This is a genomic window from Pseudomonas sp. A014 (assembly GCF_052378495.1).
Classification (GTDB): domain Bacteria; phylum Pseudomonadota; class Gammaproteobacteria; order Pseudomonadales; family Pseudomonadaceae; genus Aquipseudomonas; species Aquipseudomonas machongensis.
On record NZ_CP199001.1, the window covers coordinates 3,781,639 to 3,798,827 of the forward strand.

The 17,189-nt window shown below is 61.7% G+C and carries 21 protein-coding genes; 7 read left to right on the plus strand and 14 right to left on the minus strand.

All coding sequences use genetic code 11. The annotated features are described in order from the left end of the window. Positions 1-13: 13 nt before the first annotated feature. The 4 genes from rplT to thrS all read right to left on the minus strand — a co-directional run bounded on the left by rplT (position 14) and on the right by thrS (position 3,128). Positions 14-370: a 50S ribosomal protein L20 gene (gene rplT, locus ACTYOL_RS17550; protein ID WP_003250671.1), complete on the minus strand. Its 357-nt coding sequence runs from the start codon at positions 368-370 to the stop codon at positions 14-16. A 28-nt stretch (positions 371-398) separates the two neighbouring features. Continuing rightward, on the minus strand, positions 399-593 hold the full coding sequence (gene rpmI, locus ACTYOL_RS17555) for a 50S ribosomal protein L35 (protein WP_003250667.1): 195 nt from the start codon (positions 591-593) through the stop codon (positions 399-401). 61 nt (positions 594-654) lie between these two features. After that, a complete protein-coding gene (gene infC / locus ACTYOL_RS17560) occupies positions 655-1,206 on the minus strand; it encodes a translation initiation factor IF-3 (RefSeq protein ID WP_172964767.1) in 552 nt (183 codons plus the stop codon). Next, positions 1,206-3,128, minus strand: coding sequence for a threonine--tRNA ligase (gene thrS / locus ACTYOL_RS17565; protein WP_054892051.1), 1,923 nt, complete (start codon positions 3,126-3,128; stop codon positions 1,206-1,208). The genes infC and thrS overlap by 1 nt, the downstream gene beginning before the upstream one ends. 330 nt (positions 3,129-3,458) lie before the next feature. Between thrS and ACTYOL_RS17570 the strand changes: the two genes are divergently transcribed. Continuing rightward, entirely contained in the window at positions 3,459-3,761 is a 303-nt protein-coding gene (locus ACTYOL_RS17570; RefSeq protein ID WP_054892052.1) for a hypothetical protein, read from the plus strand. 163 nt (positions 3,762-3,924) lie between these two features. After that, positions 3,925-4,137 (plus strand): cold-shock protein, encoded by a 213-nt coding sequence (locus tag ACTYOL_RS17575; protein WP_012313861.1) that lies wholly within the window; start codon positions 3,925-3,927, stop codon positions 4,135-4,137. A gap of 89 nt (positions 4,138-4,226) precedes the next feature. Here ACTYOL_RS17575 and ACTYOL_RS17580 read toward each other — a convergent pair whose 3' ends face one another. Further along, positions 4,227-4,550: an I78 family peptidase inhibitor gene (locus ACTYOL_RS17580; RefSeq protein WP_153772779.1), complete on the minus strand. Its 324-nt coding sequence runs from the start codon at positions 4,548-4,550 to the stop codon at positions 4,227-4,229. 291 nt (positions 4,551-4,841) lie between these two features. Here ACTYOL_RS17580 and ACTYOL_RS17585 point away from each other — a divergent pair, with 291 nt between their 5' ends. After that, a complete protein-coding gene (locus ACTYOL_RS17585; RefSeq protein WP_444756836.1) occupies positions 4,842-5,054 on the plus strand; it encodes a hypothetical protein in 213 nt (70 codons plus the stop codon). Here ACTYOL_RS17585 and ACTYOL_RS17590 read toward each other — a convergent pair. From ACTYOL_RS17590 to ACTYOL_RS17620, 7 genes are all read right to left on the minus strand, one after another. After that, positions 5,026-5,991 carry a nucleoside hydrolase gene (locus ACTYOL_RS17590; protein ID WP_151926244.1) on the minus strand — a complete coding sequence of 322 codons (966 nt, stop codon included), beginning with the start codon at positions 5,989-5,991 and terminating at the stop codon, positions 5,026-5,028. The two genes, ACTYOL_RS17585 and ACTYOL_RS17590, sit on opposite strands and share 29 nt — an antisense overlap. A 124-nt stretch (positions 5,992-6,115) precedes the next feature. Next, positions 6,116-6,520, minus strand: a complete 405-nt coding sequence (rbsD, locus tag ACTYOL_RS17595) for a D-ribose pyranase (protein WP_444756837.1) — start codon at positions 6,518-6,520, stop codon at positions 6,116-6,118. Then, on the minus strand, positions 6,517-7,425 hold the full coding sequence (gene rbsK / locus ACTYOL_RS17600; RefSeq protein ID WP_444756838.1) for a ribokinase: 909 nt from the start codon (positions 7,423-7,425) through the stop codon (positions 6,517-6,519). The genes rbsD and rbsK overlap by 4 nt, the downstream gene beginning before the upstream one ends. Before the next feature lie 9 nt (positions 7,426-7,434). Beyond that, positions 7,435-8,457, minus strand: coding sequence for a LacI family DNA-binding transcriptional regulator (locus ACTYOL_RS17605; protein WP_063545313.1), 1,023 nt, complete (start codon positions 8,455-8,457; stop codon positions 7,435-7,437). Positions 8,458-8,460: 3 nt separating this feature from the next. After that, positions 8,461-9,456, minus strand: a complete 996-nt coding sequence (locus ACTYOL_RS17610; protein WP_444756839.1) for an ABC transporter permease — start codon at positions 9,454-9,456, stop codon at positions 8,461-8,463. Beyond that, complete coding sequence (locus ACTYOL_RS17615; RefSeq protein ID WP_153772789.1) at positions 9,453-11,006, minus strand: sugar ABC transporter ATP-binding protein; 1,554 nt, start codon at positions 11,004-11,006, stop codon at positions 9,453-9,455. The genes ACTYOL_RS17610 and ACTYOL_RS17615 overlap by 4 nt, the downstream gene beginning before the upstream one ends. 94 nt (positions 11,007-11,100) lie before the next feature. Next, positions 11,101-12,054 (minus strand): sugar ABC transporter substrate-binding protein, encoded by a 954-nt coding sequence (locus ACTYOL_RS17620; protein WP_054892060.1) that lies wholly within the window; start codon positions 12,052-12,054, stop codon positions 11,101-11,103. Between the two features lie 399 nt (positions 12,055-12,453). Here ACTYOL_RS17620 and ACTYOL_RS17625 point away from each other — a divergent pair, with 399 nt between their 5' ends. The 3 genes from ACTYOL_RS17625 (at position 12,454) to ACTYOL_RS17635 (ending at position 14,939) form a co-directional block, all read left to right on the plus strand. Beyond that, complete coding sequence (locus ACTYOL_RS17625) at positions 12,454-13,542, plus strand: asparaginase (RefSeq protein WP_054892061.1); 1,089 nt, start codon at positions 12,454-12,456, stop codon at positions 13,540-13,542. Between the two features lie 140 nt (positions 13,543-13,682). Continuing rightward, positions 13,683-13,922 carry a DUF1654 domain-containing protein gene (locus ACTYOL_RS17630; RefSeq protein ID WP_054892062.1) on the plus strand — a complete coding sequence of 80 codons (240 nt, stop codon included), beginning with the start codon at positions 13,683-13,685 and terminating at the stop codon, positions 13,920-13,922. Positions 13,923-13,973: 51 nt separating this feature from the next. Then, complete coding sequence (locus tag ACTYOL_RS17635; RefSeq protein ID WP_125929591.1) at positions 13,974-14,939, plus strand: endonuclease; 966 nt, start codon at positions 13,974-13,976, stop codon at positions 14,937-14,939. Positions 14,940-14,987: 48 nt separating this feature from the next. Here the strand turns inward: ACTYOL_RS17635 and ACTYOL_RS17640 are convergent, their stop codons facing one another. Then, positions 14,988-15,971, minus strand: a complete 984-nt coding sequence (locus ACTYOL_RS17640) for an aldo/keto reductase (RefSeq protein ID WP_153772783.1) — start codon at positions 15,969-15,971, stop codon at positions 14,988-14,990. A 105-nt stretch (positions 15,972-16,076) separates the two neighbouring features. On the opposite strand from ACTYOL_RS17640, the gene ACTYOL_RS17645 reads away from it, so the two are divergent. Continuing rightward, entirely contained in the window at positions 16,077-16,535 is a 459-nt protein-coding gene (locus ACTYOL_RS17645; RefSeq protein WP_054892065.1) for a MarR family winged helix-turn-helix transcriptional regulator, read from the plus strand. Between the two features lie 48 nt (positions 16,536-16,583). Here the strand turns inward: ACTYOL_RS17645 and ACTYOL_RS17650 are convergent, their stop codons facing one another. Then, a complete protein-coding gene (locus ACTYOL_RS17650) occupies positions 16,584-17,009 on the minus strand; it encodes a GTP pyrophosphokinase (protein ID WP_054892066.1) in 426 nt (141 codons plus the stop codon). Positions 17,010-17,189: the final 180 nt, after the last annotated feature.

Consider the following 17,189-nt stretch of genomic DNA (forward strand, 5'->3'; position numbering starts at 1 on the left):
TTGTCGCGGGTACTTAAGCCAGGACGGCTTTAGCTTTCTCGACAATCGCAGCAAACGCCGCTTTTTCGTTCACTGCCAGGTCGGCCAGAACCTTGCGGTCGATTTCGATCGACGCCTTTTTCAGGCCAGCAATCAGACGGCTGTAGGACAGGCCGTTGGTGCGGGCACCGGCGTTGATACGAGCGATCCACAGAGCGCGGAACTGACGCTTCTTCTGGCGACGGTCGCGGTAGGCGTATTGGCCTGCCTTGATGACCGCTTGCTTGGCAACGCGGAATACGCGCGAGCGTGCACCGTAGTAGCCTTTAGCCAGTTTCAGAATTTTCTTGTGACGCTTACGAGCGATGACGCCACGCTTTACACGAGCCATGAGTAACTTCCTCTATCTTTGACCGAAATTAACGTACGCGCAGCATGCGCTCGACTTTTGCCACGTCAGACGGGTGCAGCAAGCTGGCACCGCGCAGTTGACGCTTACGCTTGGTCGACATTTTGGTCAGGATGTGGCTCTTGAAAGCGTGCTTGTGCTTGAAGCCGGAAGCTGTTTTCAGGAAACGCTTCGCAGCACCGCTCTTGGTTTTCATTTTTGGCATGTTGGAACTCCGCATTCGATAAAATTACACAATAATCATCAGGCCTGCCGTGCCCGGGAGATTACTTCTTCTTTTTGGGAGCGATGACCATCATAAGCTGGCGTCCTTCCATCTTAGGATGCTGTTCGACGGTCCCGTATTCGACGAGGTCGGTTTCGACCCGCTTCAACAGTTCCATACCCAGCTCCTGGTGGGCCATCTCACGGCCGCGGAATCTCAGAGAGATCTTGGCCTTGTCCCCATCGGTAAGGAAACGTACCAGGTTGCGTAGTTTTACCTGGTAATCCCCTTCTTCCGTCCCTGGACGAAACTTGATTTCTTTAATCTGGATCTGCTTCTGGTTCTTCTTCGCTTCGTTGGCCTGCTTCTTCTTCTCGAAGAGGTGCTTGCCGTAGTCCATCACCTTGCAAACAGGCGGGACAGCGTCAGCGGAGATTTCCACCAGATCCAGCTTCGCTTCATCAGCGATACGAAGCGCTTCATCAATCGAGACGATGCCAATCTGCTCGCCATCAGCGCCAATTAACCGAACCTCGCGTGCCGAGATATTCTCGTTGATCGGTGCCTTAGGTGCAGTTCGTTTATCGTTTCTCATTTCACGCTTAATAGTCATTACTCCGATTCTTGGCGACCACGCCGGGAAACCGCATGCGACAGAAGCTCAGCGAATTGCGCGACGGGCATGGAGCCCAGGTCTGCGCCTTCGCGAGTACGCACAGCGACGGTTTGCGTTTCGACTTCGCGGTCCCCTATAACCAAAAGGTACGGGACCCTCAGCAACGTATGCTCGCGGATTTTAAAGCCGATCTTCTCATTTCTCAAGTCGGACTTGGCACGGAAACCGCTTCCATTCAGCGTTTTTTCCACCTCGAGGGCGAAATCGGCCTGCTTGTCGGTGATATTCATGATCACCGCCTGGGTCGGCGCCAGCCACGCAGGGAACACACCGGCGTAGTGCTCGATCAGCATGCCGATGAAACGCTCGAAAGAGCCGAGGATGGCGCGGTGCAGCATTACTGGACGCTTACGGGCGTTATCTTCGGCGATATAGCTGGCATCCAGACGCTCCGGAAGATTCGGATCGTACTGCAGGGTACCGCACTGCCAGTTACGACCGAGGCAGTCGCGCAGGGTGAACTCGATCTTCGGACCATAGAACGCGCCCTCGCCCGGCTGGTATTCCCAGGCCAGACCGGATTCGTTCAGGGCGTCGGCCAGCGCGCCTTCAGCACGGTCCCACAGCTCTTCGGAACCGACACGCTTGGCCGGACGAGTGGACAGCTTCATGGCAACGTCGGTGAAACCGAAGTCCTTGTATACGTCCAGGGTCAGCTTGATGAAGTCGGCCGCTTCCTTCTTCACCTGCTCTTCGGTGCAGAAGATGTGGGCGTCGTCCTGCACGAAGCCACGCACGCGCATGATGCCGTGCAAAGCACCAGACGGTTCGTTGCGGTGGCAGGCACCGAATTCGGCCAGGCGCAGCGGCAGATCGCGGTACGACTTCAGGCCCTGGTTGAACACCTGCACGTGGCACGGGCAGTTCATCGGTTTTACCGCGTAGTCGCGGTTTTCCGACGAAGTGGTGAACATGTTCTCGGCATAGTTGGACCAGTGGCCGGAACGCTCCCAGAGGATGCGGTCGACGACCTGCGGGGTCTTGATTTCCTGATAGCCGTTCTCGCGCTGGACCTGGCGCATGTACTGCTCGAGCACCTGGTAGACGGTCCAGCCGTTGGCGTGCCAGAACACCATGCCTGGGGCTTCTTCCTGAAGGTGGAAGAGGTCGAGCTGCTTGCCGATCTTGCGGTGGTCGCGCTTTTCGGCTTCTTCGATGCGCTGGATATAGGCCGCCAGCTGCTTCTTGTCAGCCCAGGCGGTGCCGTACACGCGCTGCAGCTGCTCGTTCTTGGCGTCGCCGCGCCAGTAGGCACCGGACAGCTTGGTCAGCTTGAACGCCTTGAGGAAGCGGGTATTCGGCACGTGCGGGCCACGGCACATGTCGACGTATTCTTCGTGATAGTACAGGCCCATGGCCTGCTCGTCCGGCATGTCTTCGACCAGACGCAGCTTGTAGTCTTCGCCACGGGTGCTGAACACATCGATGACTTCGGCGCGCGGGGTCATCTTCTTGACGACGTCGTAGTCCTTGTCGATCAGCTGGTGCATACGCTGTTCGATCGCAGCGAGGTCCTCGGGGGTGAAAGGACGCTCGTAGGCGATGTCGTAATAGAAGCCTTCGTCGATCACCGGGCCGATCACCATCTTGGCGGTCGGGTACAGCTGCTTCACCGCGTGGCCGATCAGGTGGGCGCACGAGTGACGGATGATCTCCAGTCCCTCTTCATCTTTGGGGGTGATGATCTGCAGGGTGGCGTCGTGTTCGATCAGGTCGCAGGCATCGACCAGTTTGCCGTCGACCTTGCCGGCCAAGGTGGCCTTGGCGAGGCCTGCACCAATGGATGCGGCAACTTCAGCTACGGTTACGGCCTTGTCGAACGAACGTTGACTGCCATCGGGAAGAGTAATGGTGGGCATGGCGCCTCCTCTCCTAGTGGTGACCCCTACCAAAGGTCACGTGGGTTGGGATGAGCCAGTACAAGATCCGACCTGCCTTTCCCGGGGGAAAGCCTGCCTCACAGCGGCAGAAGCCTTTCGGCCTGTCAGGGGCGAACCAGAGTGACTGGAAAGATAACTTGCGCGCTGGACGTGAACAGCTGCAAGCCGACCATGCTAGCACGCGGCCTGCGCGTGACGCAGAAATATTTGGAATTTACGCCGGAGCGGTGAACTTGTACGGAAAAATTCCTATCAGACCCTCTGAAGCATCCTACTCTTGATGAGACCTAACCCAAGGAGTGTCTGGTTATGCGAGTTCAGTCTCTTCTGGCCGCGTGTGCCGCGAGCGTCCTGCTGCTGCCACTGGCCGCCACCGCAGGTAACTTCCCCGCCGGCAAGGAGGCAGCCTACATGACCCAGTGCCAGCAAGTCGCGACCGGCCAGGGCGTGGACGCGGCAACGGCGAAGAAGCACTGCGATTGCGGCGCCCAAGCCATCAAAAAGAATTTCACCGATAAGGAGATCCAGGACCTCGACAGCACGGACGGCGTCGACGCCAAGTTGATGGCGAAAGCCCAGAGCGTGGTACAGGCCGCCTGCAAGCCAAAATGATGACCCGCCGAGCCGCACCGATCGCGCATTGTTTGCGCCAGATCAGTATCCGGCTAAGGTAAACAGCGCTACATAAGCAGAATTAGACTATGATGTTGCCGGTGCTCCGTAGCCTCGGCCGCATTGCACCACTGAAAAACTAAATGTTCTGGAGATTCACCTCATGTCCAATCGCCAACAAGGCACCGTCAAATGGTTCAATGATGAGAAAGGCTACGGCTTCATCACCCCAGCAGGCGGCGGCGACGACCTGTTCGTACACTTCAAGGCCATCGAATCCGACGGCTTCAAGAGCCTGAAAGAAGGCCAGACTGTTTCCTTCGTTGCCGAAAAAGGCCAGAAGGGCATGCAGGCTGCTCAGGTTCGTCCGGAGTAATTCGGATACCGCAGTAAAAAAACCCGCCTTCACCGGCGGGTTTTTTCATGGATTCGGATTTATCCGGACAAACCATCTCCCTCGGGCGATCAGCCGCAGTTGGCGCGGATGACCTTGCCCTGCTCATCGACGTTCAGGTTCAAACGATCGGAGCGGTATTCCAAGGTGACGACATCATGGGGCTTGAGGATGCGGGCGGTCTGCGCACCCGTTGCCTTGCGGGCCTGCTCGAGCAGCTCGGGCGTGCCCTGCTTGCCGACAGCGAAATCGGCACCACCGGCGCTGCAACGGCCATCGCCACCAGCAGGGGCCGCCGGCGCGGCGCTGCCGCCATCAGACGAGCCACCGGTGCTGCAACCAGCCAGAACGGCAGCCATCAGCAAGGTCGCCAGGGAAGCGCGGGTACGAAACATGAATCCTCCTAATCGATCTCGGGAACTGTCATATGCGACCGCTCCGCTCACAGTTTGTTGCAAAACCGCTCAAGTCTGCCTGATCTCGCCCGATCAGGCCAAAAGCAATCGTGACCGGATTTTGCACCGTGGCGATTGGTTAGGGCGGGGGGCCTGCTTATGCTTAAGTCGCAGCGCAACGGCTGCAAAGGCATGATTTACTTGGCAGACGTGGAGTGCGTCTCGCCTCCCCCGCGAACGCCAGGAGCCGGTGTTCGACCCCAGGCACCAGGCACAGTCGCGAGTACCCCCATGAACACCCACAGCATAGACGCCGACATCAAGGTCAAATGGGCCGAGGGCCAGAGCGCCTACAGCCCGAGCACTCCGGAAGAATTACTGCTGATCGCCATCGACCTGCTGGTCCGTGATCGGGGCAGTGAAGCGGCGCGCAGCTTCATCGAACAAGTGTTCGAGCGCTACGCGCCGCACGCCGCTATTTCAATCGAGCCAGGCGAGCGCTGAGCAGGTCGAAGAAGCCCTGGGCGTCGCCGTTCTCGATCCACATCACGTTGGCCGGCTGCTTGAGCACGCCGTACCAGTCGGCGACAGTCTGGGCGAAGGTCGGGCCTTCGCGGCTGTCGACCGTCATGTGGATCTGCTTGCCACTGAACAGCTCTGGCTTGAGCAGGTAGGCGATGACCGTGGCGTCGTGCACCGGGCCACCGCTCATGCCGTACTTGTCCATGTCGTACTTGATGTAGGCGTTGAGAATGTCCACCACCTTCTTGCTGGCGTCGTTGCCGACAGCGGCGAGCTGCTTGAGACGAGCGTCGCTGGTGATGATCTTGTGGGTCACGTCCAGCGGCAGATAAGTCAGCTTGACGCCACTGGCCAGCACCACTTCGGCAGCATGCGGATCGGCGTAGAGGTTGAACTCGGCCACCGGGGTGATGTTGCCGCCATTGAAGTGGGCGCCGCCCATGATCACCACTTCCTTGATGCCCTTGACGATTTCCGGCTTCTGGATCAGCGCCAGAGCGAGGTTGGTCTGCGGGCCGAGCATGGCGATGGTGATGCTGTGGGGCTCGGCGGTATCGAGGGTGTCGACCAGGTACTGCACGGCATTGCCTTTGGCCAGAGGCTGCTTAGGCTCATGCACCGCGACACCGGTCAAGCCTTCCTCGCCATGGACATCGGCGGCGTAGATCGGCGTGCGCACCAGGGGGCGCCCCGCCCCGGCGTAGACCGGAATGTCTTCACGGCCGGCCCATTCGCGCGCCAGGCGTGCGTTGCGGGAGGTCTTGTCGAGACGCACATTGCCGGCGACGGTGGTGATGGCGCGGATCTTCAGCTCCTCGGGCGAGGCCATGGCCAGAAACAAGGCCACGACATCGTCGGCGCCGGGGTCAGTGTCGATGATCAGGTCCCGCGGGGCGGCGAATGCACTGGCGGCGGCCATCGTCGACATGAGCACGACTCCTTGTAGCAAACGTTTGGCTTTGTTGATCAACATCCCGCTTCACTCCTTTGCTTTTGTTGTTTGGTCTGTTTCGGGTGGGCGGGCCGGTAAAGGCGCCCTCTACCTAGAACGTGACGCCCGCGATCAACGCGATATTGCTGTAGGGCTTGCACTCCCCGGTGCGGATCACCGCCCGCGCCCGCTGGCTCAAGGCCTTGAACGCCTCGTGAGGCATGCGCTCACGCTCACCGAGCAAGCCCAGCGCATGCTGCTCCTCGACCTCCACCAGCCCGGGCGGTGCGGCGCTGAAAATCTCGTCGGCCAACACGTGCCGCTCCACCTGCATCTCGCTGAGCACCACGCGCAACACGCTGGCAAAATCCGGAATGCCCGGCGTCAATGCCAGGTCGATCAATTCCACCCCTGGCGGCACCGGCAGCCCGGCATCGCCGATCACCAGGATGTCGCCATGCCCCAAGCCGGCAATGGTGCGCGACAGGGCGATATTGAGCAGCGTGGTCTTCTTCATGGCGCCAACTCCTTGAGGAAGGGAATGGATGGCTGCGCCCCTGCACGGGTGACCGAGATGGCTGCAGCGCGCTGCCCCCGTACGATCGCCTCGCCCTCCTCCAGCCCACAGGCAAGCCCAGCCGCGAAGCCGCCGACGAAGGTATCGCCTGCAGCCGTGGTGTCCAGCGGCTTAACCTTGGTCGCCGGGAAATGACGGCTGCCATGCTCGCTGACGAACAATGCACCTTCAGCGCCCAGGGTGACGATCACCTTGCCCGCGCCCCATTCGCGCAGGCGCTCGGCGGCACAGCGAGCACTGTCGATATCGTTCACCGGCAGGCCGGTCAAGGCCTCGGCCTCGCTCTCGTTGGGGATGAGGTAGTCGATATGGGCGAACCACGCTCTGGGCAGCGGGTCCGTCGCTGGGGCCGGGTTGAGAATGACCGTCTTGCCCAGCTCGCGACCGCGAGCCAGAGTCCACGCCACGGTGGCAGGTGGCACCTCGAGCTGGCAAATGATCACCTCGGCGTTCTGCAGCAACGCATCGAAGCGCTGCACCGACTCGGGGGTCAACAGGCCATTGCCGCCCGGGATGATGACGATGGCGTTCTGGCTGGCGGCATCCACCACGATCAACGCCACGCCACTGGACACGCCCGCGCAGACGCCCACCGCCTGGCAATCGATGCTCTCGCTCTCCAGGGCATGGCGCAACTGCTGGCCATAGGCGTCATCGCCGACATTGCCGACCATGGCCACGCTCGCCCCCAGGCGCGCGGCAGCGACGGCCTGGTTGGCACCCTTGCCGCCGGGCACGGTGAAAAAACTGTCGCCGGCGAGGGTTTCGCCGCCACGCGGCAGACGCTCGGCACGGGCCACCAGGTCCATGTTGAGGCTGCCGACCACTACGACCTTGGCATGCATGGGTCTTCCTTAGCGGTAATCATTGAACAGGTCCGGGCGCGGCCCGGTGGATTCGCGCAGCACGATACGCGGCGCGACGATACGTTGCTGCGCCGTATCGCGGCGCGGTGTAGCGATGCGCGACAGCAGCAACTGCGCAGCGCTGTCGCCCAGCTCGCGGATCGACTGGCCGACAGTGGTCAGCGGCGGATACACATAGCGGCTCAGCTCGATGTCATCGAAACCGATTACCGAGAGCTGGCCAGGGACGTCGATATTGCGCTCGGCCGCAGCACGCAACACACCGAAGCCGATCATGTCGTTGCCCGCAAAGATCGCCGTCGGCGGCCTGTCTTCGAGCAGCTGCGCAGCCGCTGCGTGCCCACCAGGGCTGGTAAAGTCGCTATGCAGCACGCGATCGGCGGCCACGTCCAGCCCGGCCTCGGCCATGGCGCGACGAAAACCGGTCACACGCAGTTGGCTGACGCCAGTCTCGGCCGGCCCCCCGATGCAGGCAATGTCGGTATGGCCGAGCTCAAGCAGGTGGCGCGTAGCCAGATAGGCCCCCAGCTCGTGATCGATACGCACAAGGTCGGCATCGACACCTTCGAGGGCTCGGTCGACGATGACCATTGGCGTGCGCACGGCAGCCAGGCTTTCGAGCAGGTCACGGTCTTCGCCCACCGAGGCGACGATCAGGCCATCGATGCGTTTTTCCAGCAGCACCCTCAGGTAGCTGCGCTGCTTCTTCGGATCATCGTCCGAATTGCACAGGATCACGCAATAACCGTTGCGCTCGCAGCCGTCCTCGATACCGCGCGCCAGCTCGGCGAAGTACGGGTTGACGCTGCTGGGCACCAGCAAGCCGATGGTCGCGGTGCTGCGCGCCTTGAGCGAGCGGGCCACGGCGCTTGGAACATAGTCCAGTTCGGCGATGGCGGCCTCGACCTTCAGCCGCACGTGCTCGCTGACCGGACGGGTCTTGTTCAATACATGGGACACAGTGGTGTAGGAAATACCCGCCAGTGCCGCGACGTCTTTGATGGTTGCCATGGGTCAGTTCCGCCGGGTCGCACGTCGGCTGCGATAGGTATCGAGGACCACGGCGATGACGATCACAGCGCCAGTGATGATGCGCTTGGTTGGCTCGGAAGCGCCGATCTGCGCCAAGCCCGCAGCCAGTACGGAAATGATCAGCACACCGAAGAACGTGCTGATGATCGAGCCTCGCCCGCCCATCAGGCTGGTGCCGCCGATCACCACGGCGGCAATCACCTGCAGCTCAAGGCCCGAGCCCGCATTCGGGTCAGCAGCCTCAAGGCGGGAAATCTGGAACAGCGCGGCAAGACCGGCCAGCAACCCCATCAGAGCAAACACGCCGATCTTGTACGGACGCGGGTCGATGCCTGCCAGGCGCACGGCCTCTTCATTGGTGCCGATGCCGATCAGGTAACGACCGAACACGGTGCGGGTCAGCACCAGCTGGGCGAGCACGATCACCAGCAAGGCGATGATGAATGCCGGGGAGATCCCGAAGGCGATCGGGTTGGAGAACCAGGAGAATGCGTCGCCGATATAGGCGGTGCGTGAATCGGTGAACTGGTAGGCCAGGCCGCGGGCCATTTCCAGCACGCCGAGCGAGACGATGAACGACGGAATGCGCCAGGCCACGGTGACCGCACCGGTGATGCTACCGGCCAGGGCGGCGATGGCCATGCCCAGGAGCGCGGCAGGCAGCACACTCCAGCCCCAGCCGAGGATGGCGACGCTGACGGTCGAGGCGGCCAGGGCAAGTACCGAACCGACCGACAGGTCGATACCACCGATGATCAGCACGAAGGTCATACCGACGGCCAACACCATGAGGTCGGGAATCTGGTTGGCCAGGGTGCTGAAGGTGGCGTACGAGAGGAAGTGGCTGCTCAGGAACGAGAACAGCACGATCATCGCCAGCAAGGCGCCGGCCAGCCCCAGGTAGGTACCCAGGCCGAAATAGGTGCCGCTGCGGCGGGCCGGCGTGCTGTCGGAGGAGTCGAGGGAGGGGGTCTTCATACATCCATCCTGGGAGCTGCGTCGTGCAGCAGTGCGTCACGTTTCTGATAACCGGCGAAGGCGGCGGCAAGGATCTGGTCCTGGCTCCAGCCATCACGGTCGAAGGTCTCGATCAGTTGGCCAGCAGAAAGCACGGCGATGCGGTCGCAGATCAGCATCAGCTCGCGCAGGTCACTGGACACCACCACCAGGGCCTTGCCCTGGCGGGCAAGCTCGGCCAGCAACCCATAGATGTCGAACTTGGCGCCGACGTCGATGCCGCGGGTGGGTTCATCGAACATCAGCACCTGGCAGTCGCGCTCCAACCAGCGACCGATCACCACCTTCTGCTGATTGCCACCAGACAGCTCGCCGACCGCCTGGGCGGGGCTCGCGCTACGGATACGCATGGCGCTGATCTGCCGCTCGGCAAGCTCACGCTCGGCAGTGGCGTCGAGGATCCCGGCCCGCGATACCGCACCCAGGTTGCCCAGGGCGACATTGGCGCTGATCGAATGCGGCAGCAGCAGGCCTTCGCCTTTGCGGTCCTCGGTGATCAGCGCGATACCGGCGCGCACAGCGGCTTTGGGCGAGTCGATGACCACAGGCTGCAGCGGGCGTCCGAGCTGGATGCTGCCACTGTCGGCGCGATCGGCACCGTAGATCAGCCGCAACAGCTCGGTACGCCCGGCACCGATCAGCCCGGAGATACCGAAGATCTCCCCTGCCCTGACCTCGAACGACACATCGCGCACCTTGTCGCCACGGGTCATGTGTTCGACCTTGAGCAACGGCGCACCGATTTCGCGGCGGCCAAGGTCGATGTGCTCGCCGACTTCGCGGCCGACCATCAGGTTGACCAATTCGTTGCTGCTGTAGCGAGCAATCGGCTCGGCGCACACCAGCTTGCCGTCGCGCAGCACGGCGATGCGCTGCGAGACACGCTGCAGCTCTTCGAGCCGGTGCGAGATATAGACGATGGCCACGCCGCGCTGGCGCAGACGTTCGATCTGCGTGAACAACAGCTCCACTTCGCGCGCAGTAAGCATCGCAGTGGGCTCGTCGAAGATCAGCACGTGGCAGTCGCCGATCAGGTTGCGGGCGATCTCGACCATCTGCTGATGGCCAATGCCCAGCTCGCCGACCGGGGTGTCCGGATCGATGGCGTCCAGCCCGACCTGGGCCATGGCCGCGGTGGCCAACTGGCGCAGGCGCTTCTGGCTGATCCAGCCGGCGCGGCTGGGCAGGTTGTCGAGGAACAGGTTCTCGGCAACGGTGAGCGTGGGCAGCAGGTTGAGCTCCTGCATCACCATGCGCACACCAAGGCGCTCAGCCTCGCTGCGACTCGCGGGGCTATAAGGCTGGCCGCGGTAGGTCATCTGCCCGGTGGTGGGGGTTTCCAGGCCACTGATGAGCTTGGACAAGGTGCTCTTGCCGGCGCCATTCTCGCCAGTCAGGGCGAGCACCTCGCCACCGCGCAGGTCTAGCGTGACATCGCCGAGCACGGGCTGGGCGTACGTCTTGCCCAGGCCGGTGACACTGAGCACGGATTCATGGGCCGACATGGCCACCTCTCTCATGGAACGCGCTGCAACTGCTTGAACTGGCGCTGACTCTGCGGGAGCGGCGAACCACCGCTGCATCGGACTCAGCGCACTGCCAGCATCACTTGGTGATCAGTTCTACCGGTGTCTGGATGACATTGTCGGCATCGACATCAGGCTTCTCGCCCTTGACCATCTTCAGCGCCGCCTGGATACCGAACACGGCCTGCTGGCTGGCTGCCTGGTCGAGCGTGGCGAGCACACGGCCGTCCTTGAGCATCGGCTTGATGGCGTTGATGTTGTCGTAGCCGACCACCTGTACCTGGCCGGTCTTGCCGGCAGCACGCACAGCCGAGACCGCGCCCAGGGCCATGCTGTCGTTACCCGCCAGCAGCGCCTTGAGATCGGGGTATTCGTTGAGCATCGAGGCAGCAACGGCGTTGCCCTTGTCGATCTCCCAGTTGCCAGACTGCACCGAAACGATCTTCATCTGGGCAGCCTCCATCGCATCCTTGAAGCCCGCGGTGCGCTGCTGGGCGTTGGTGGTGGTCGGCACACCTTCGATGATGCCAACCTGATCGCCGGCCTTGAGCTTCTCTTTCACCAGGTAATCGCCAACCAGACGCGCGCCCTTGCGGTTGTCGGGGCCAACGAACGGCACGCTGATACCTTTGCTCTTGAGCACTTCGGGGTCGAGGCGGTTGTCGATGTTGACCACGGTGATGCCCGCGTCCATGGCCTTCTTGATCACGGGCACCAAAGCCTTGGAGTCGGCCGGAGCGATGACCAGGGCCTTGGCGCCGGTGGCGATCATCTGCTCGACGATACGGATCTGGTTGCCGGTGTCGGTTTCGTCCTTGATGCCGTTGGCGACAAGTTCAAAATCGTTGGGATGTTCTTTCTGGTAGGCCTTGGCGCCATCCTCCATGGTGCGGAAGAACTCGTTAGCCAGCGACTTCATGACCAGCGCAACCTTGGGCTTGTCCTCGGCATGGGCCTGGGACAGCGGGATGGCGAGAGACAGGGAGGAGAGAATGGCAATAGCCAGCAGACGACCTGGGAACGGCAGCTTCATGGATAACTCCGAATCTTGTGGTTTTTATCGGACCGCAAACGTTTGCGCTGCCTTACTATGGGAACAGGAACAGGTTTTGTCAAATGACTTTCCGGGGTTCCAGCTCCCGTCGTACTGCTCGGAGATTATCCGGCAAATAGTCGGAAAACCGAATAGCTACTGTAGAGATTGTTCGGATTTCCGAATAGCAAAACCCTCTGCAACCCGCCTCGCGGGAAAACCCGTGCCTAACATGGCAGCGCCGTCGTTGAGTGCTCCACACACTGCTGGGAGCGGGTTTGGCCGTGAAAAATCCGACTCAATTCTCCCTGCGCCTCACCACTGCCGCCCCCTTGGTACGGAACCTGCCTACAACCCTGTGCGAATAAACATCTCATTTGGAAGAGAGAAGAAAAAATAATGAACACCGCACTGAAAACCTTTGCACCGGGCGCACTCGCCCTGCTGCTTGCACTGCCAATGACCGTTTCCGCCAAGGAAGCAGAACAACAGCAGAAGCTCGCCAATGTGGTCATCCTCGCCACTGGCGGCACCATTGCCGGGGCCGGCGCCAGCGCTGCCAACAGCGCGACCTACCAAGCTGCCAAGTTGGGCATCGACAAGCTGATTGCCGGCGTGCCGGAACTGGCCGACATCGCCAATGTACGTGGCGAACAGGTGATGCAGATCGCCTCCGAAAGCATCAGCAACGACGACCTGCTCAAGCTGGCCAAACGTGTCGCAGAGCTGGCCGACAGCAAGGATGTCGACGGTATCGTCATCACCCACGGCACCGACACCCTGGAAGAGACAGCCTACTTCCTCAATCTGGTCGAGAAGACCGACAAGCCGATCGTGGTCGTCGGCTCGATGCGTCCGGGCACCGCGATGTCTGCCGACGGCATGCTCAACCTGTACAACGCCGTGGCCGTGGCTGGCGACAAGCAGTCACGTGGCAAGGGCGTACTGGTGACCATGAACGACGAGATCCAGTCCGGTCGTGACGTCAGCAAGTCGGTCAACATCAAGACCGAGGCGTTCAAGAGCGCCTGGGGTCCGATGGGCATGGTCGTTGAAGGCAAATCGTACTGGTTCCGCCTGCCGGCCAAGCGCCACACCAGCAACTCCGAGTTCGACATCAAGCAGATCAGCAGCCTGCCCCAAGTGGACATCGCCTATGGCTACGGCAACGTGACCGATACCGCTTACAAGGCCTTGGCCCAGGGTGGCGCTAAGGCGATCATCCATGCCGGCACCGGCAACGGCTCGGTGTCGTCGCGCGTAGTCCCGGCACTGCAGGAACTGCGCAAGGAAGGCGTGCAGATCATTCGTTCCTCGCACGTCAACCAGGGCGGTTTCGTGCTGCGTAACGCCGAACAGCCGGACGACAAGAATGACTGGGTCGTGGCCCATGACCTGAACCCGCAGAAGGCGCGGATCCTGGCAATGGTCGCCATGACCAAGACCCAGGACAGCAAAGAATTGCAGCGGATCTTCTGGGAATATTGATTCAGGTTTGAGTTGGAGCGGCCCTGTGCCGCTCCTGCTACAACCGCATTAGCCTTTGGATGCTTTTTGCCTGACATGCTGTTGCGAAAAAACTGACAGTGAAATACTGTACGCACATACAGCAAAATAAGGAAAGTTCCATGGCCAGCACCGCCGCAGCGCCCAGCAGTTATGAACAACTGGGCGTACGCATCCAGAAGATCATCAACAGCCCCACCGCCCAGCGCAGCCGCGCGGCGCTGATCTTCCGCCTGGAGCACGAGTCACCCGACGACTGGGAAACCCTGCTCGAAGAAATCGCCGAGAACGACAACGTCACCCTCGCCCACCGTGACGATGGCGGCATCCAGATCTTCTGGACCGTCCCCAAAGAAGACTGATCCTTCCTCCCCGCCCCGCCTCTTCCACCGAAAGATGATTTGCGCTCGCCCATGAAAAAACTGCTGTCTGCCGTTGCCCTGCTCCTGTCCGTCGCCACTCCAGCGCTCGCCAACCCTCCCGCCACCTTTGCCGAAGCCAAGGTCGTGGCCAAACAGAAGATCTATCTCGACCAGGCCAGCAGCGCCATGGGTGAGCTCTACTGCGGCTGCAAGTGGACCTGGGTGGGCAAGTCCGGCGGGCGCATCGACCCCGCCTCCTGCGGCCTGCAAGCCCGAAAGCAACAGACCCGCGCCGACCGCACCGAGTGGGAACACATCGTGCCGGCCTGGACCCTGGGTCATCAACGTCAATGCTGGAAGAACGGTGGCCGCGAGCACTGCGCCGACGACGACCCGGTATTCCGTGCCATGGAAGCCGACCTGTTCAACCTGTACCCGGCCGTGGGCGAGGTGAATGGCGATCGCAGCAACTTCAACTATGGCATGGCCTCGGGTGTGGGGCAGCAGTACGGCCAGTGCAAGACTCGCGTCGATTTCAACCAGCGCGCTGCCGAGCCGCGCGATGAAGTCAAAGGCCTGGTCGCCCGCACCACCTTCTATATGTTCGATCGCTATGGCCTGAACATGTCTCGCCAGCAGCAACAACTACTGATGGCCTGGGACAAGCAGTATCCGGTCACCACCTGGGAGCGCGAGCGCGACCGTCGCATCGCCGGCATCATGGGGCACGCCAACCCGTTCGTGAGCGGTGAGCGGCGCTGGACAGTCGGCTACAAGACCGTCGGCGACGGTGTGGTCAGTGGCGTTGCCGACAAACCCATCAAGGCCACACCTCAGCCCACCCTGGCCAAGGCCAGCATGACGGGCACGATCATCGGCAACCAGAACAGCCACGTCTACCATCTGCCCAGCGGCTGCCCTGGCTACAATCAGGTGTCGGCCAAGAACCAGGTGAGCTTCGAGTCCGAGTCGCAAGCCCGGGCGGCCGGTTACCGCAAGGCCGGCAACTGCCGCTGAGCCTCATGAACCGGGAGCGCCTTTACGGCGCCCCGGAAGCAAGGTCAGTCATGCCACCGGAATGCGAGCAGTCCGCTCGACCTGCAGCGACACGAGCTGGCTGACGTCATCCAGGCGCTGCAACTGCTCGCTGCTGAGCTTCACCTCAAGCGCCGCCAGGTTCGATTGCAACTGCGCCAGCGAGCGCGGCCCTATCAGCGGCAATGTGTCGTGACTGGCGGCCCAGGCGATCGCCACCTGATCTGCCGGTACGCCATGCTCCTGCGCCACACCTAGCAGCGCATCGAGGATCGCGCTGCGCTGCGGCGAATTCTCTGCCTGGAACACCTTGCCGCCCAGGCCCTGAGCTCGCCCGGCCTCGCCCTGGCGGTACTTGCCGGTCAGCATGCCGCCGCCCAAGGGCGAGAAAGTCATCATGCCCAACCCCAATGCTCGACAGGTCGGCAGCAGGTCCAGCTCGCATTCGCGGCGCACCAGGCTGTGTTCGAACTGTGCAGCAGCAATAGGCACGGCGCGAGCAAGCTGGGCATAGGTGGCCGCATGGGCCACACGCCAGGCAGGGAAATTGGACAGGCCGACATACAGCACCTTGCCTGATCGCGAGAGGTCTTCCAGACCACGCAGCAGCTCTTCGGTCGGGGTCACATGATCGGGGAAGTGAGCCCAGTACAGATCGACACGGTCCGTGTTCAAACGCTTGAGACTGGCCTCCAAAGACGTGACCATGGCTTTGCGGCTATTGCCGGTGGCCAGCACGCCCGCAGTGGGCGAGGCGCCCTGGGTGAACTTGGTCGACAGCACCACCTCATCGCGGCGCCCTGCCAGCAAGCGCCCCAGATGCGTTTCAGACTCACCGAACTGATAGATGTCCGCCGTATCGATGAGATTGCCGCCAGCCTCAAGATAGGTGTCAAACATCGCCTTGCATGCATCGGGGTCGGCGCCATGACCCCAGGCGGTGCCAAAGTTGCCTGTACCCAATGCCAGCTGGGACAGTTGTAATCCGGTCTTGCCAAAGGGTGTGTAGCGCATGGATGCTCCTGAGCCGATGAATACCGTTCCAAAAGGCGCCAGGGTGGATCGCCCCCGGCCAACAGAACATTTGCATATACAAATGTTGCAGGTACAATATTTCACATGAACACATCAATCAAGCCCTCTGGCTGCACAAACCTCAAACTGCGCCAATTGACGCGCATGGTCACCCGCCACTACGACCAGCACTTGGCTGCCATAGGCCTGAAGAACACCCAGTACGCCCTGCTTTCCCATGTGCTGCGGCTCGGCCCGTTGCGTCCAGGTGAGTTGGCCAAGGCCATGCAGATGGAACCTTCGACCCTGACGCGCAACATGCAACCACTGGTAGCCCAGGGCTGGCTGACCATTTCGGCAGGCGGCGACGCGCGCAGCCGTGCGGTGCAGATCACCGAGGCCGGGATAGAAAAACGCGAGGAAGGCAGTCAGGCGTGGCAGGCGGCCCAAGACTCATTGCAGGACGCGCTGGGGCTCGAGCGCATCAGCGCGCTGCATGTACTGATGGATGCGTGCATGACCACGCTCAATGACCCGGAGGCTGAAGCAGCTGACTCCCTGTAGAGTCGGCCCCGTATCGTGACCAGACGCCCCCGCCAAGGGCGTGCGCTATCACGCCAGCGCCTGCAGATAGGCGCTGGCCTCTCGATAACGGCTCAGCCGGGCGATATCGGCGGGCCCCGGACATACGATTCGCGAGAGGTCACTGTTGTCGGCGAGGTCGGCCAGCTTCACTTCGCGCGCCAGCGGATCACTGCCCAGCCGCACGACGAAATCCTCGTAGCGCTCACCCTCACGCCGACTCAACGCCAGCAGCGCCGCCAGGATTTTCACAGTGAAGCCCTCGCGGGCCAGGTCGGACAGGGTCAGCGGCGTATCCTCCAGCACATCGTGAAGCACCGCGACGATCCGCTGCTCGGGCGTCGAGACCCGCTCCATCACCCGCAGCGGATGCAGGATGTATGCGGCGCCGCCTTTGTCGATCTGCCCTTCGTGGGCTCTGGTCGCCACCACGATTGCTCGTTCCAGGCTAGACATGACCCCTCCTTTAACCCCGCACGTCGTCGCACACGCGCCATTGCAACAGCATCGACAAGGATGCCGTCACGCAAAGCATAGTCCAGTAAATGTCCTTCGACTTCAAAGCCATGGCGCTTGTACAAGATCAGTGCCGGTTCGTTGTCGCTGTATCGGGGCCTATTGAATGGTAAGGCGGGC

Bases quoted from the DNA above. Each gene is read 5' to 3' on its own strand.
- rplT (WP_003250671.1), bottom strand. From the start codon at position 370: ATGGCTCGTGTAAAGCGTGGCGTCATCGCTCGTAAGCGTCACAAGAAA.
- rpmI (WP_003250667.1), bottom strand. From the start codon at position 593: ATGCCAAAAATGAAAACCAAGAGCGGTGCTGCGAAGCGTTTCCTGAAA.
- infC (WP_172964767.1), bottom strand. From the start codon at position 1,206: ATGACTATTAAGCGTGAAATGAGAAACGATAAACGAACTGCACCTAAG.
- thrS (WP_054892051.1), bottom strand. From the start codon at position 3,128: ATGCCCACCATTACTCTTCCCGATGGCAGTCAACGTTCGTTCGACAAG.
- ACTYOL_RS17570 (WP_054892052.1), top strand. From the start codon at position 3,459: ATGCGAGTTCAGTCTCTTCTGGCCGCGTGTGCCGCGAGCGTCCTGCTG.
- ACTYOL_RS17575 (WP_012313861.1), top strand. From the start codon at position 3,925: ATGTCCAATCGCCAACAAGGCACCGTCAAATGGTTCAATGATGAGAAA.
- ACTYOL_RS17580 (WP_153772779.1), bottom strand. From the start codon at position 4,550: ATGTTTCGTACCCGCGCTTCCCTGGCGACCTTGCTGATGGCTGCCGTT.
- ACTYOL_RS17585 (WP_444756836.1), top strand. From the start codon at position 4,842: ATGAACACCCACAGCATAGACGCCGACATCAAGGTCAAATGGGCCGAG.
- ACTYOL_RS17590 (WP_151926244.1), bottom strand. From the start codon at position 5,991: ATGGCCGCCGCCAGTGCATTCGCCGCCCCGCGGGACCTGATCATCGAC.
- rbsD (WP_444756837.1), bottom strand. From the start codon at position 6,520: ATGAAGAAGACCACGCTGCTCAATATCGCCCTGTCGCGCACCATTGCC.
- rbsK (WP_444756838.1), bottom strand. From the start codon at position 7,425: ATGCATGCCAAGGTCGTAGTGGTCGGCAGCCTCAACATGGACCTGGTG.
- ACTYOL_RS17605 (WP_063545313.1), bottom strand. From the start codon at position 8,457: ATGGCAACCATCAAAGACGTCGCGGCACTGGCGGGTATTTCCTACACC.
- ACTYOL_RS17610 (WP_444756839.1), bottom strand. From the start codon at position 9,456: ATGAAGACCCCCTCCCTCGACTCCTCCGACAGCACGCCGGCCCGCCGC.
- ACTYOL_RS17620 (WP_054892060.1), bottom strand. From the start codon at position 12,054: ATGAAGCTGCCGTTCCCAGGTCGTCTGCTGGCTATTGCCATTCTCTCC.
- ACTYOL_RS17625 (WP_054892061.1), top strand. From the start codon at position 12,454: ATGAACACCGCACTGAAAACCTTTGCACCGGGCGCACTCGCCCTGCTG.
- ACTYOL_RS17630 (WP_054892062.1), top strand. From the start codon at position 13,683: ATGGCCAGCACCGCCGCAGCGCCCAGCAGTTATGAACAACTGGGCGTA.
- ACTYOL_RS17635 (WP_125929591.1), top strand. From the start codon at position 13,974: ATGAAAAAACTGCTGTCTGCCGTTGCCCTGCTCCTGTCCGTCGCCACT.
- ACTYOL_RS17640 (WP_153772783.1), bottom strand. From the start codon at position 15,971: ATGCGCTACACACCCTTTGGCAAGACCGGATTACAACTGTCCCAGCTG.
- ACTYOL_RS17645 (WP_054892065.1), top strand. From the start codon at position 16,077: ATGAACACATCAATCAAGCCCTCTGGCTGCACAAACCTCAAACTGCGC.
- ACTYOL_RS17650 (WP_054892066.1), bottom strand. From the start codon at position 17,009: ATGTCTAGCCTGGAACGAGCAATCGTGGTGGCGACCAGAGCCCACGAA.